The sequence below is a fragment of the Streptomyces sp. NPDC047315 genome, from assembly GCF_040643215.1.
Classification (GTDB): domain Bacteria; phylum Actinomycetota; class Actinomycetes; order Streptomycetales; family Streptomycetaceae; genus Streptomyces.
In genome coordinates this window covers 16873-30612 of record NZ_JBEYTZ010000059.1, presented here as the reverse complement: position 1 = coordinate 30612, position 13740 = coordinate 16873, and the positions used below count along the sequence as shown (strand labels likewise).

Annotated in this window: 12 protein-coding genes; 6 read left to right on the top strand and 6 right to left on the bottom strand. The window is 73.3% G+C overall.

Annotation, left to right across the window (positions count from 1 at the left end; translation table 11 throughout):
* Positions 1 to 106: 106 nt before the first annotated feature.
* From ABZ842_RS37120 to ABZ842_RS37110, 3 genes are all read right to left on the bottom strand, one after another.
* The gene (locus ABZ842_RS37120; protein ID WP_361547666.1) at positions 107 to 1573 is read right to left on the bottom strand and encodes an FGGY family carbohydrate kinase; all 1467 of its coding nucleotides are present in this window, start codon (positions 1571 to 1573) and stop codon (positions 107 to 109) included.
* A gap of 125 nt (positions 1574 to 1698) precedes the next feature.
* Complete coding sequence (locus tag ABZ842_RS37115; protein WP_361547663.1) at positions 1699 to 2481, bottom strand: DeoR/GlpR family DNA-binding transcription regulator; 783 nt, start codon at positions 2479 to 2481, stop codon at positions 1699 to 1701.
* A 5-nt stretch (positions 2482 to 2486) separates the two neighbouring features.
* Positions 2487 to 3128, bottom strand: coding sequence for a histidine phosphatase family protein (locus ABZ842_RS37110; RefSeq protein WP_361547660.1), 642 nt, complete (start codon positions 3126 to 3128; stop codon positions 2487 to 2489).
* A 258-nt stretch (positions 3129 to 3386) separates the two neighbouring features.
* On the opposite strand from ABZ842_RS37110, the gene ABZ842_RS37105 reads away from it, so the two are divergent.
* The 6 genes from ABZ842_RS37105 to ABZ842_RS37080 all read left to right on the top strand — a co-directional run bounded on the left by ABZ842_RS37105 (position 3387) and on the right by ABZ842_RS37080 (position 10648).
* Positions 3387 to 4442 (top strand): 2-hydroxyacid dehydrogenase, encoded by a 1056-nt coding sequence (locus ABZ842_RS37105; RefSeq protein ID WP_361547657.1) that lies wholly within the window; start codon positions 3387 to 3389, stop codon positions 4440 to 4442.
* On the top strand, positions 4439 to 5917 hold the full coding sequence (locus tag ABZ842_RS37100) for an FGGY-family carbohydrate kinase (RefSeq protein ID WP_361547654.1): 1479 nt from the start codon (positions 4439 to 4441) through the stop codon (positions 5915 to 5917). Before ABZ842_RS37105 ends, ABZ842_RS37100 begins: the two co-directional genes overlap by 4 nt.
* Before the next feature lie 201 nt (positions 5918 to 6118).
* Positions 6119 to 7198, top strand: coding sequence for a substrate-binding domain-containing protein (locus ABZ842_RS37095; protein ID WP_361547651.1), 1080 nt, complete (start codon positions 6119 to 6121; stop codon positions 7196 to 7198).
* A 56-nt stretch (positions 7199 to 7254) separates the two neighbouring features.
* Positions 7255 to 8103: an ATP-binding cassette domain-containing protein gene (locus tag ABZ842_RS37090; RefSeq protein ID WP_361547648.1), complete on the top strand. Its 849-nt coding sequence runs from the start codon at positions 7255 to 7257 to the stop codon at positions 8101 to 8103.
* A complete protein-coding gene (locus ABZ842_RS37085) occupies positions 8100 to 9392 on the top strand; it encodes a sugar ABC transporter permease (RefSeq protein WP_361547645.1) in 1293 nt (430 codons plus the stop codon). Before ABZ842_RS37090 ends, ABZ842_RS37085 begins: the two co-directional genes overlap by 4 nt.
* A gap of 62 nt (positions 9393 to 9454) precedes the next feature.
* On the top strand, positions 9455 to 10648 hold the full coding sequence (locus ABZ842_RS37080) for a hypothetical protein (protein ID WP_361547642.1): 1194 nt from the start codon (positions 9455 to 9457) through the stop codon (positions 10646 to 10648).
* Here the strand turns inward: ABZ842_RS37080 and ABZ842_RS37075 are convergent.
* Genes ABZ842_RS37075 through ABZ842_RS37065 form a run of 3 tightly spaced genes read right to left on the bottom strand, consistent with a single transcriptional unit; the run spans position 10563 to position 13571 of the window.
* A complete protein-coding gene (locus ABZ842_RS37075; protein WP_361547639.1) occupies positions 10563 to 12137 on the bottom strand; it encodes an MFS transporter in 1575 nt (524 codons plus the stop codon). The two genes, ABZ842_RS37080 and ABZ842_RS37075, sit on opposite strands and share 86 nt — an antisense overlap.
* A complete protein-coding gene (locus tag ABZ842_RS37070; protein ID WP_361547636.1) occupies positions 12134 to 12832 on the bottom strand; it encodes an NAD(P)H oxidoreductase in 699 nt (232 codons plus the stop codon). Before ABZ842_RS37070 ends, ABZ842_RS37075 begins: the two co-directional genes overlap by 4 nt.
* On the bottom strand, positions 12822 to 13571 hold the full coding sequence (locus tag ABZ842_RS37065; RefSeq protein WP_361547633.1) for an SDR family oxidoreductase: 750 nt from the start codon (positions 13569 to 13571) through the stop codon (positions 12822 to 12824). Before ABZ842_RS37065 ends, ABZ842_RS37070 begins: the two co-directional genes overlap by 11 nt.
* Positions 13572 to 13740: the final 169 nt, after the last annotated feature.

Genomic DNA, 13740 nt, shown 5'->3' with positions numbered 1-13740 from the left:
CGCATTAACCCCTGGCGTGGACTACACCCTGTGTGGGGGGCGTCGGGGCGGGGCGCCCCCCCCGCCCCCGGGGGCGCCCGCACGGCACACCGGCGCTCAACGGCCCTCAGGCGAGCCAGCCCCGCCGCTGCAATTCGGCCCGGAAGCACTGGTAGGCGTCGTCGAGGGCCGCCCGTTCCGCGGCGACCGGCTCCACGAGCACCCCGGGCCCGACCATCGCAGCCGCACTCGTCGGCAGGTCCTCATAGAGCGTGCCGGTGGCGGCCAGGAGCGCCGCGCCGTACGCCGTCTCCGCGCGTTCGACCAGCCGGACGGGACGGTCCAGCACCGTCGCCCGGATCGCGGACCACACCGGGCTGCGGCTGCCGCCGCCCGCCGCGTGCAGCGGCCCGGAGACCGCGATCCCCAACTCCCCGACCCGTTCGACGGCGAGACGTTCGACGAAGGCCACGCCCTCCAGGGCCGCCCGGTGCGCGTCCGCCTCGTCCTGCGCGGGCGCCGTGGCGAAGCCGCGCGCCGCGCCCGACACGAAGGGGAAGCGCTCGCCCTCCCGTCGCAGCGGATAGTGCAGGAACGAGGCGGGACCACGGAACGCCGCCGCCCGGTCCAGCGCGGCGAGCCGGTCCGGATCGACGTCGGCGAGGGCTTCGCCGCCGGTGTTGGACGCCCCGCCGGGCAGCCACCAGCCGTCCGGGTGACGGTGGCTGTAGAGGGCGCCGGCCGGATCGTGCACCAGGTCGACCGAGACCCCCTTGAGGACGTACGTCGTACCGAGCACGCCGACGAACCGGCCCGGCTCGACCGCCCCGGTGGCGAGTTGGCCGGCGCAGCCGTCGGTCATGCCCAGCCGCACGGAGCAGCCGACCGGCAGTCCGGTGGCGCCCGACGCCTCGGCCCCCACGACCCCGGCGGCCGTCCCCGGCGGCCGGACCGCGGGGAGCAGGTCGAGTGGGAGGTCGAGGGCGGTGAAGACCTCGTGGGCCCACTCGCCGGCGCGGGCGTCGTAGCCGGTCTTGAGCGCATGACTCCAGTCGGCCGGCACGGGGCCGCCGGTGAGGCGACGGCCGATCAGCTCGGGCGTGTGCAGTACGTGCCGGAGCCGTGCGCCGTACGTACGCCGGCACCACACGGCGCGCCCGAGGGCGGCGGTGGGACCCACGGACAGCCCGAGGGCGGCCCAGCGGGCGCTGCCGAGCCGCTGCGCCTCGGCGTTCAGGTCGGCGGCGCGCCGGTCGTCGTACATCAGGGCGGGCCCGAGGGGTTCGCCGTCCTGCCCCGTCGGGACGATCGTGCCGGAGGTGGCGCAGACGGCCACCGCGACGACCTCGCGGCCGTGCGACGGCAGTGCGTTCGTGGCTCGGCGCAGCGCGGACCGCACGGCGGGCCACCACCGTCGGGCGTCCTGCTCGCTGGTGCCGTCGGCGCCGCGCTCGGGGGCGGGCAGGTGCTCCCGGGCCTCGGCTCGCACCCGGCCGCGGTCGTCCACGCACAGCACCCGCACGGAGGCCGTGGCCACGTCGACCCCGGCGACCACAGGTCGTGCGTCACCGCTGAGGCAGGCGCCACTGCTCATGGGAGGATGGGTCCTTTCCCGTGCGCACGGCCGCCGGCGGGGCGCCTCCGACCGGTTCTGTTCTCACCCGTGTGAAATTAACACGCGATCCATCACGACCGGTAGGGCACCTCAGGCGCGGGGCGTCAAGCGCCGGGGGCGACGGTCGCCACGCTCACCTTGGTCCGCTCGCGCAACTTGCCCAGCAGTTCCACTCCCACGCCGTCGTCGACGATGAGCCGGTCCAAGTCGCGCACCGGCCCGACCCGGTGCAGCGCGGTGCGGGCGAGCTTGGTGTGGTCCATGAGCATCACCTTGTGCGCGGCCGAGGCGAGCATCGCCCGCTTGACCAGCACCACGTCCTGCTCCTGGTGGTACGTCATCGTGGCGTCCAGCCCGGAGGTGGAGACCGCGACCAGGTCCACGGACAGCGCCTCGATGGCCTCGACGCAGGGCATGCCGAGGAAGGAGTCGTGGGTGCGCGAGTACTCCCCACCGAGGGCGATCAGCCGGATCCCCTCGCACTCGGTGAACACGTCGACCACCCGTCGGGCGTTGGTGACCACGGTGAGCGGGGCGAGGTCGACCAGCAGCCGGGCCATGGCCAGCACGGTGGTGGAGTCGTCGAGCATCACCGACATGCCCGGCTCGACCAGGTCGGCCGCGGCGCGCGCCACGGCCGCCTTCTCCGCCGTGTTGACCCCGAGGCGGTAGTCGAGGTTCGACTCGAAGACCGTGGACGGCAGGGCGGAGGCCCCGCCGCGAAAGCGCCGCAGCACCCCGCGCCGCTCCAGGTCGTCCAGGTCCCGGTGGACCGTCATCAGGCTGACGCCGGTGAGCTGGGCGAGGACGGTGCCGGTGGCGGTGCCGTGCTCCACCACGTGGTCGGCGATGAGCCGTCGGCGCTCTTCGGCGGTTCGCTTGGTCATGGGCTTCAGCCTCCCGTGGGGGCGCCGGGCGTCGGGGCCGTGGCGGTGGGAACGTTCAGCGAGCGCAGCGCTGCCTCGCCGTCGGTGAGGACGACCTCCGAGACGGCTCCGTTGTCCAGCCGCGGAAAGACGCGTCGGTAGCGGCCGAGCGGCAGCCCGACCAGTTCGCACAGGGCGATGCGCAGGAGGGTGTTGTGGGCGACGACCAAGACGGTGCGCCCCGGGTGGCGGTCCGCCAGTTCGCGCAGCGCCCGGGTCGAGCGGGCCGCGGCCTGCGCGAGCGGTTCGGAGCCGGGGAAGGCGCCCGTCTGCGCGTCCTCGCGAAAGCGCCGTACGGCCTCGGGGTCCTCCGCCGCCATCTCGGCGATGGTCCGGCCCTCGCCCCAGCCGAAGCCGACCTCCCGCAGGTCGTCGACGACCTCCGGGGCGACGCCGAGGGCGGTGGCTGCCGGCTGGGCGGTGAGCCGGGCGCGGCTGAGCGGTGAGCAGGCCACGGCGTCGACGCCCGAGCGCAGGGCCCAGGCGCCCAGGGCCTCGCCCTGCGTGATGCCCTTCGCGGTCAGTGCCACGTCCGAGACCCCGGCGTAGCGGTTCTCCGCGTGCCATTCGGTCTCGCCGTGCCGTACCAGCAGTAGGCGGGCGGCCATGACGACGCTCCTGTCGAAAGTCGGGGATACACGGTGGTCCGGTGGTCGGGTCGGGAGCCGGGGATGCACGGTACGCGGCGATGCCTGCGATCGTGAAGAAATGTGAAGAAGGGCCGTCGAATGCGCCAACAGGCTGCGGGAAATGCATTGCTGGCTCACTTTCGCGCTGTTAAATTTAACAGATGTTCCGCAGCCCGGACCCCGGTGCGGCCGAGGTCACGACTCCCCCGGCTTTCCTCGCAGAAGGAACCTGACTTCATGCGCATCCTCGCCGCAGGCGACCACTTTGTCCGTCCCGAGTTGATCCGCGCGGCGCTGAGCCAGGAGTTGTCGCGCCCTGGCCGCAAGACCCCCGAGTTCGCCGAGCTGACGCTGCCCTGGCCGCACGAGCCTTTCGGTTCGGTCGGGGCCGTCGCGGAGGCGAGCGGCAGCGAGGACCTGCTGATCGGGGCGCTGTCGGGCGCGTCCGTCTGCGTCACCCAGCTGGCGCCGTTCACGGAGCGGGTGTTCGCGGCCTCCCCCGAGCTGCGGTTCGTCGCCGTGTCGCGGGGCGGCCCGGTCAACGTGGACCTGGCCGCCGCCACCCGGCACGGGGTCGCCGTCAGTTTCGCCCCCGGACGCAACGCACCGGCCGCGGCCGAGTTCGCGGTGGGCCTGGTGCTCGCCGCGACCCGTCGCATCGCCACCGCCGACGCGGACCTGAAGCGCGGCGTCTGGCGCGGTGACCTGTACGCGTACGAGGAGGGCGGCACCGAGCTCAACGGCGCCACGGTCGGCCTGGTCGGCTACGGCGCCATCGGCCGGATCGTGGCCCGGGTGCTGCTCGCCTTCGGCGCCCGCGTGCTGGTCGCCGATCCGTACGCGGATCCGACCGCGACTGCGGCCGACGGCGTGGAGCTGGTGGAGCTGGACACGCTCCTGCGCCGCAGCTCGGTGGTGAGCCTGCACGCCCGGCTGACCGAGGAGACCCGCCATCTGCTCGACGCCCGCCGCCTCGGACTGCTTCCGCACGGCGCGGTCCTGGTGAACTCCGCCCGCGGCGACCTGCTGGACCACGCTCCGCTGCCGGAGATGTTGCGCAGCGGCCGGCTCGGGGCCCTCGCGCTCGACGTGTACGACGTGGAGCCGCCGCCGGCCGACTGGCCCCTGCTGGATGCTCCGAACGTGATCACCACGCCCCATCTCGCGGGCGCCACCAAGCAGACGGCCCATCGCGCCGCCGCGATCACGGCCGCCGAAGTGGGGCGGTTCGTGCGCGGCGAACCGTTGGCCCACCCGGCCAATCCGGACGTGCTCGTGGCGGGCCGGACGTGACCGCCGGCGGCGTCGTGATCGGTGTCGACGTCGGCACCTCGGTCACCAAGGCCGCGGCCTTCGACGAGGAGGGCGTCACCGTCGCCGCGGCGGCGCGCCCCTCGCGGTTGGACCGGCTCTCCGGCGGGCGGGTGGAGCAGGACCTCGACGAGGTCGTGGGCAGCGTGGGCGCGGTGGTGCGGCAGGTGGTCGCCCAGTTGGGGCGCGCGCCCGAAGCGGTGGCCCTGACCGGGCAGGGCGACGGCCTGTGGCTGCGGGACACCGCAGGTCGGCCGGTGCGTCCGGCGATCTCCTGGATGGACGCGCGCGCCGCCGACCTGGTGACGCGTTGGCTGGTGGACGGCACAGTCCGCGCGGCGTACGCGCACACCGGCTCCGGGATGTTCCCCGGCTGCCACGGCCCCTTGCTGAACTGGCTCCAGGAACACGAGCCGGACAGCCTCGCCCGCGCCGCCGTGGCCGGGTACTGCGTGGACGCGGTGGCGCAGCGGCTGACGGGCACGGTGTGCCTGGACGCGTCGGACGCGACGCTGCCCTTCCTCGACCCCCGCACCCGCAGGTACGCACCGCAGGCGCTGGCAGCGTGCGGGGTCGAGGGCCAGGCGCACCTGCTGCCGGAGCCCGCCGCCCCGGGCACGGTGCTCACGCTGGACGGCGGCGGTGCCGCGCTGGTGGGCCTGCCGGAGGGGTTGCCCGTGCTGGCGGGGCCTTACGACCTGCCGGCCTGTGCGATCGGCAGCGGCGTACGGGAGCCGGGGGACGGCCTGTTGATCCTGGGTACGACGCTCGCGAGCCAGGTGCTGACCGATCGCGTCGACCTCGATCCGCGGGCCGAGCCAGCCGGCATGTGGATCTGCACGCCCACCCCGGGGCAGTGGCTGCGCGCGATGCCCGCGATGGTCGGCACGGCCGCGCTTGAGTGGGCGCTGGCGCTGGTCGGGGCGCGCACCGCGGACGTGGACGCGCTGCTCGCCGAGAGCCCGCCGGGCGCCCGCGGCGCCTTCGCGTTCCCCTTCCTGTCCGAGGCCGGCGAGCGCGCGCCCTTCGTCGAACCGGCCGCGCAGGGCCGGCTCGACGGGCTGAGTCTGGCCACCGGTCGGGCGGACGTGGTGCGCGCGGTGTGCGAGGCCATCGGGTACGCGGCCCGGCACTGCCTGGAGGTCGCCGGGCTCAGCGGCACGCTCGCCCTGTGCGGCGGCGGCGCCCGCTCCGTGCTGTGGGCGCAGTTGATCGCCGACGTCTTGGGGCGGCCGGTGCGCATCCCCGTCGAGGAGGAGGTCGGGGCGCTGGGCGCCGCGCAGGTGGCCCGGGCCGTGTTGACGCCTTCGGCCCCCGCTCCCCCGCAGCGACACCAGGCCGTCGAACCCCGGCCCGAGCACCGCGCCCGGTACGAGGACGGATACGCGCGCTACCGCGCCGAGTTGGCCCGCGCCCGCCAGCGGTGGTCGGCGCACGGGCCGCAACCGGTCCGCTGACACGGCGGTTGAGCACAACCCATGATCCCGGGCTGTTACTTCTGACATAAGCATTGACAGTACTAACGCGCGCGGTGTTACTTTTTCCGCGCGCTCAGGGCGTATCCGGCCCTCGCATCGCTTCCGGTGACTCTCGCTCCCCCAGTCGACCGCCCCTGCTCCGCGTGCCGCGCCACGGGTGGAACTCCAAGGAGAACCGCAGTGAAGCAAATCCCGCTGAGAACGTCTGCCGCCGCCCTCTTCGCCGTCGCCCTCCTCGCATCCGCCACCGCCTGCTCGTCCGAGACGTCCGGCGGTTCCGGCGGCGGTTCGGCGAAGATCGCCTTCCTGATGCCCGATCTCGCCTCCACCCGCTACGAGTTGTACGACGCACCGCTGTTCAAGGCGAAGGTGAAGGAGCTCTGCGCCGGCTGCCAGGTGCTGTACCAGAACGCCGGCGGCGACGCCGCCAAGCAGCAACAGCAGGCGAACTCGGCCCTGGCGCAGGGCGTGAAGGTGATCGTGCTGGACCCGGTGGACTCGGCCGCCGCGGCGACGACGGTGCGCACGGCGCAGTCGCGGGGCGTCAAGGTGATCGCGTACGACCGGCCGGTCCCCGCGGTCCGCGCCGACTACTACGTCTCGTTCGACAACGAGAAGATCGGCGCCATGATCGGTCAGTCGCTGGTCGACCACCTCAAGGGCGGCGGCCCGGTTGCGGGCGGTGGCGGGATCCTCCAGGTGAACGGTTCGCCCACGGACGCGGCGGCCGGGCTGATCAAGAAGGGCATCCACAGCGCGGTCGACGCCAGCGGGTTGAAGCTGCTGGCCGAGTACGACACGCCCGCCTGGGAGCCGGGCAAGGCGCAGAGCTGGGTGAGCGGTCAGATCAGCAAGTTCCCGGGGAAGATCGTGGGCGTGGTGGCCGCCAACGACGGCACGGGCGGCGGCTCCATAGCCGCGTTCAAGGCGGCCGGGGTCGAGGTGCCGCCGGTGACCGGCAACGACGCGGAGCTGGCCGCGGCCCAGCGCATCGTCAACGGCGACCAGTACAACACCATCTCCAAGCCCATCAAGACGGTCGCCGAGTCGGCAGCCGCCGCGGCCCACGCGTTCGTCAGCGGCGAGCGGCCCAAGGGGAACGCCACGCTCTTCGACACCCCGTCGGAGCTGTTCACGCCCACCGTGGTGACCCGGGAGAACCTGGCCGACGTGCTCGTCGGCGCCGACAAACCGCTGAAGACCGGTGACGTGTGCACCGCGACGTACGCACGCGCCTGCGCCGAGCTGGGCCTGAAGTGACGACGTCCCGACCCGTGTGACTTCGACGTGCCGGCCCGACGACGACGAGGATGGTCATGTCCGCTCTGTCCCCGCCCCTCCCCGCCCCGCGCCAGGACCCCGGGGAACCGCTGCTGTCCCTGCGCGGAATCAGCAAGTCCTTCGGCGCCGTCGCCGCGCTCACCGCCGTGGACCTCGACGTCGCCGCCGGCGAGGTGGTGGCCCTCGTGGGCGACAACGGCGCGGGGAAGTCCACGCTCGTCAAGGTCCTGTCGGGGGTGCACGCCCCGGACGCCGGCACCGTCCGCTTCGCCGCCGCAGCTGTCACCGTCCCCTCCCCCGCCTCGGCGCAGCAGCTGGGCATCGCCACCGTGTACCAGGACCTCGCGCTGTGCGAGAACCTGAACGTCGTCGAGAACCTCTTCCTCGGCCGCGAGCTGCGCGGACTGCGCCTGGACGACGTGACGATGGAGGTGCGGGCGCGCGCCCTGCTGGCGGAGCTGTCCGCGAAGATCCCCTCGGTGCGGCTGCCGGTGGCGGGGCTCTCGGGCGGTCAGCGGCAGACGGTCGCCATCGCGCGCACCCTGCTCGGCGACCCCAAGGTCATCATCCTGGACGAGCCGACGGCCGCGCTCGGCGTCGCCCAGACGGCCGAGGTGCTGAACCTCATCGACCGGCTGCGCGAGCGGGGCCTCGGCGTCATCATGGTCAGCCACAACATGGCCGACGTGCAGGCCGTCGCCGACACCGTGGCCGTGCTGCGCCTGGGCCGCAACAACGGCGTGTACGACGCCCTGCGGACCACCGCGGCCGAGTTGGTCGCCGCCATCACGGGCGCCGAGGACAACGTCGTGACCCGGCGCACCGACCGCCGCCGCGCCTTTCGCCCCGCGCCGACCACCAACGACCGGGGGGCCGCGTCATGACCGAGGCGAAGTCCACGTCGACCGCCGCGGCGCAGGCCGCGACCGGGCAGGGCGCCCCGCCCGACCTCACCAAGGGCGGGCCGAAGCCGCCGGTGGCGCGGTGGGACGGGCTCGGCCGCGCGTGGCGGGCCGGCCTCGCCCGGCTGCGCGGCGGCGACCTCGGTCTGCTGCCCGTCCTCGCGGGTCTGGTGGTGATCTGGACCGTGATGCAGATCCTCAATCCGATCTTCCTCTCCAGCGCCAACCTGACGAACCTGGCGTTGGAGAGCGCCCCGGTCGGCATCATCGCCCTGGGGGTGGTCTGCGTGCTCCTGGTCGGGCAGATCGACCTCTCCGTCGGTTCGATCAGCGGGCTGAGCGCCGCGGTGCTGGCCGTCCTGTTCGTGGACCGGGGGCTGCCGGCGTGGGTGGCGGTGGGGGCTTCCGTGCTGCTGGCCTGCCTGATCGGCTGGTTCTACGCGCAGGTGCACAACCGCATCGGGGTCCCCAGCTTCGTCATCACCCTGGCCGGGCTGCTCGGCTTCCTCGGGGTGCAGCTGTGGGTGCTGGGGCCGAAGGGCTCCATCAACCTGCCGTTCGACTCGGGTCTGGTGAACTTCGCCCAGTTGGAGTTCCTGCCGCCCTGGTTGGCGTACTCCCTGGTCGTGATGGGTGCGGGGGTGCTGTACGCAACGGGCAGCGCGCGGGCCGCCGAGCGGCGCGCCGCCGGGTTGCCCGCGGTCTCCCGGCGGCTGCTGGCGGCCCGGAGCCTGGCGCTGTTGGTCGGTCTCGGGGTCGCGGTCTGGTACCTGAACCGGGACCGGGGCGTGGGCTGGATGTTCGTCTTCTTCCTCGCCCTGGTGCTGGCGGTGCACTACCTGCTGTCGCGCACCGCGTTCGGCAAGGCGATGTACGCGGTCGGCGGCAACGTGGAGGCGGCCCGGCGCGCCGGGATCCAGGTCAAGTCGGTGTTCACGGCCGCTTTCGTGCTGTGTGCCGCGCTGGCGTCGATCGGAGGGATCCTGGCCGCCGCCCGGTTGGCCGCGGCCAACCAGAGCAGCGGCGGCGGGGACGTCAACCTCAATGCGATCGCGGCGGCGGTGATCGGCGGCACCAGTCTGTTCGGCGGACGGGGCACGGCGTTCGCCGCGCTGCTGGGCGTCCTGGTGATCCAGTCGATCTCCAGCGGACTCACGTTGCTGAATCTCGACTCCGCGTATCGGTTCATGGTCACCGGCGGGGTACTGCTCCTTGCGGTGGCCCTGGACGCGGTGGCCCGGCGCTCCCGGGTCGCCCACGGCCGGGCCTGACGGACCGTTTCCCCCGATCCGCAAGACAGGCCCCACCCCCACTCCACGCTCTCGGAGGACCCATGCGAAGGCACCTGCGCTTCCGGCTCACCGCGCTGCTCACCTCCGCCGCATTCGCCTCGACGGCCCTGGCGGGCACCGCCCACGCCCGCGACGGCGCCGGGTCGGACCCCGTGCCCGCCGACGGCTCGACGCTCCCCGCCACCGTCGACGGCGGCGCCTGGCGCTCCGGTCACCTCCAGGGCTTGGCCCTGGACCGGCGCAAGGGACACATGTACTTCTCCTTCACCAACTTGTTGGTGAAGACCGATCTGAAGGGCAGACCGATCGGTTCGGTCACCGGCATCACCGGCCATCTGGGGGACCTGGACGTCAGCCCCGACGACGGTCGGGTGTACGGCTCGCTGGAGTACAAGACCGCGAGCGCCTTCTACGTCGCGATCTTCGACGGGGACCGGATCACCCGGATGGACATGGACGCCCAGACCACCGGCGTGCTCAGCACGGTCCACCTCAAGGAGGTGGCGGCCGACTACTCCGCGGACATGAACGGCGACGGCGTCTTCGACGGCAACACCGGCAACACTCCGGACCACCGCTACGGCTGCAGCGGCATCGACGGCCTCGCGTTCGGCCCGGACCTCGGCCGCGGGGACGACACCCGGCTCACCGTCGCCTACGGGGTGTACGCGAACTCCTCCCGCACCGACAACGACCACCAGGTGCTGCTCCAGTACGACGTGGCCTCCTGGCGCCGGTACGAGAGGCCGCTCACCGAGGACGCCCCGCACACCAGCGGCCCGGCCGCCCCGGCGGGGAAGTTCTTCGCGTACACCGGCAACACCACGTACGGGGTGCAGAATCTGGCGTACGACTCCGACAGCGGCAACTGGCTGATGGCGGCGTACCGGGGGAAGAAGCCGGCGTTCCCGAACTACTCGCTCTTCGTCGTGGACGGCGAGCGGTCGGCGCGCTGGGGTCCGGTGCGCGGCCAGGAGCGGCCCGAGTTGGGCCGTCTCGTCTCGCTGGTGGCGGCGGGACTGCACGACGGGGCCTCCGGGGTCCACGGGTACCTGTCGGCGGGGCAGTACGGGCTCGTCCCGCTCGGCGACGGACTTCACTACGTCGCCGAAGCGGGAACCGAGAGCGCCGGGGGCTCCCCTGACGGGGTCACACTCCAGACGGGACGCGCGGTGCTGCACCGGTGGACCGGCTCGACGCCGGATCCTTTCGCTCCGCAGGAGCGTCGCCGCTGACCGGCGGCACGTGCCGCAGCAGGACCCACACCAGGGCCGCCGTGACCAGGGCGAAGCCGGCGCTGACGAGGGCGGCCCACTGGAGTCCGCTGGTGAACGCCGCCCGTGCGGTGGCGACGAGTGCGTCCGCGCCCTGCGGCAGCCGCTCGGCGGCGGCGAGGGCACCGCCGAGAGTGTCGCGCGCTTCGGCCGGGGCGTCTTCGGGCACCCCGGCGCGGTACACGGCCGCCGCGACGCTGCCGGTCACGGCGATGCCGAGGGCGAGTCCGAGGTCGTACGCCGTCTGGCCGGTCGCCGCCGCAGCGCCCGCCTTCTCGGGCGGTGCGGAGCCGACGGCCAAGGTGGTGCCGAGGACGCTGATCGGCGCCACCCCGAACATGATCACGGCGAGGGCGAGGGACGCCGTGACGACTCCTTCGACGGCGGCGACAGTGGCGTAGCCGCCGAGGGCGACGGCGAGGCCGGCGACGATGACGGCCGCGGGGCGGACCGTGCGGACCAGGACCGGGGTCAGTTGGGAGCCGGCGACGAGGCCGGCCGCTCCGGGCAGCAGCCACAGCCCCGCCTCCAGCGGGGAGCGGCCGGCGACGGCCTGGAGGTACTGGGGCACCAGGTACTCGACGCCGTTGAGGGCGGTCATGCCGAGCAGCAGGGCCAGCAGCGCGCCGGTGAAGGCCCGGTTGCGGAACAGGCGCAGTTCCAGCAGCGGGTGGGCGAGTCGGTTCTGTCGGCGGACGAAGGCGACGGCGAAGGTCACGCCGAGCGCGAGTGCGGCGGCGGTCGTCGCGCCGAAGCCGTGGGCGGCGTCCTTGACGGCGTAGATCAACGGCAGCACGGCGAGCAGGAACAGCGCGACGCTGGCCACGTCGAGCCGGCCCGCGTCGGGGTCGCGGTACTCCGGCAGCAGGGCCTTGGCCAGCAGGAGCACGGGCAGCATCACGGGGACGCCGATGAGGAAGACCGACCCCCACCACCAGTGGTCCAACAGGACGCCGCCGACGATCGGGCCGACGGCCAGGCCCACCGACAGCGCGGTGACCCACATCGCGATGGCCCGGGCCCGTTGCCGCGCGTCGACGAACATGTGGCTGATCAGGGAGAGCGTGGAGGGCAGTACGGCGGCTCCGGCCACCCCGAGCAGGGCGCGCGCCACGATGAGCACCAGCGGGCTGGTGGCGTACGCGGCGACGAGGGAGGCCGCGACGAAGCCGGCCGAGCCGTACAGCAGGAGTCTGCGGCGGCCGATCCGGTCGCCGAGGGTCCCCATCACGACCAGGGTGCCGGCGGTGAGGAAGCCGTAGATGTCGGTGATCCACAGGAGTTCGGCGCCGGTGGGGGCGAGGTCGCCCGCGAGGTAGGGGGTGGCCAGCCACAGGACGCCGAGGTCGGCGGTCATCAAGGTGACGGGCAGCAGGAGTACGGCCAGTCCGAGCCAGGGGCGGCGCACTCCGGCGCCGGGCGGCGGGACGGGGGTGGCGGTGGCGGTCATGTCAGGACCTGCAATTCGTGGTCGTCGGGGGTGTCGATGGCTGCGGAGGGTGCGCGGGCGGTGGAGAGGGCGTGGGAGACGGCCGCCTCCGCCTGCGCGATGACGTCGAGGGCGCGTGCGGGGCGCTGGTGCGGCGGGATGCCGGAGAGTTCGGTGCCGTGCAGCAGTCGTACCGTGGCGTCGGCGATGCCGCAGAACTCGGAGACCCCGACGCGGAGTTGGAGGTCGAGCGCGGCGCCGAGCCCGGAGGCCGCGTACCTGTCGGCGGTGTCGCCGGCGAGGCCCAGCCACACCATCCGCTTGCCGGCGAGTCGGGGGGTGCTGCGGCCGTACGCGAAGCCGTAGTTCCACACCCGGTCGATCCAGCCCTTGAGCTGGGCCGGCACGGAGAACCACCAGACGGGGAAGACCACGACGATGTCGTCGGCCGCGGCGATGCGGTCCATGTGCCGGTGGACCTCGGGCGAGTACTGCTTGTCGCGGTCCTCCCAGTCGGGTTCGTCGACGGGGGTCAGCCGGGGGTCGAAGCCCTCCTCGTACAGGTCGAGCAGGTCGACGGTGGAGCCGGTGGACGTCAGGTGGTCGCGCAGCCTGCGGGCCACCTGTCCGGTGAGGGAGTCGGGGCGGGGGTGGGCGAGCACGAGGAGCGTGCGGTGCGCGTGGCGGGGCGCCGCGGGGGCGGTCTCAGATGCCAAGGCCGGACCCTCCGCTCACGTCGATGTTCTGGCCGGTGACCCAGCGGCCGTCGGACGAGGCGAGGAAGGCGACGGCGTCGGCGACGTCCTCGGGCTGGCCGACCCGGTCGAAGACGGAGTAGGCGGCAGCGGCGGCCTTGGCTTCGGGGTCGGCCATCCAGGGGTGGATGTCGGTCTCGATGGTTCCCGGGGAGACGGCGTTGACGGTGATGCCGCGGGGGCCGAGGGTCTTGGCCAGGGTCAGCGTCAGCACCTCGATCGACCCCTTGGCGGCGGCGTACGCCGTCATGCCGGGGAAGGCGACCTTGGTGACGCCGGAGGAGATGTTGACGATCCGTCCGTTGTCGCGCAGTCGGTCCAGGCCCTTCTGGATCACGAAGAAGGGTGCCTTGGCGTTGACCGCGAAGACCCGGTCGTAGGTGTCCTCGGTGACCTCGTCGATCGTGCCGTGTCCCACCACGCCCGCGTTGTTGACGAGGATGTCCACTCCGTCGGCGTGCTCGTCGAAGGCGGCCCACAGGGCGACGGCGTCGCCGGGGACGCCGAGTTCGGCGCGTAGGGCGAAGGCGCTGCCGCCGGCGGCCTCGATCGCATCGACGGTCTTCTTCGCGGCGACGTCGTCACGGCCGTAGTGCACGCCGACGCGGGCGCCTTCGGCGGCGAGCCGCAGGGCGATGGCGCGGCCGATGCCCCGGCTGGCTCCGGTGACGAGGGCGGTCTTGCCGTTGAGGCGGTTCATGGTCTCTCCCTGGGTTGTTCCGTTCGCCTGCCGCGTGTTGCGGGAGGTCGTGGTGAAGAGACTGGCGCCGGGCGTCTCGGGAACGGCTCGGATGGTGTTCGGGTGGTGTTCGGGCCAGGTTTGGGCCGGTGTGGCAGGGTGGCGACGGCAGTTGGTGGCGTGGTCGGCG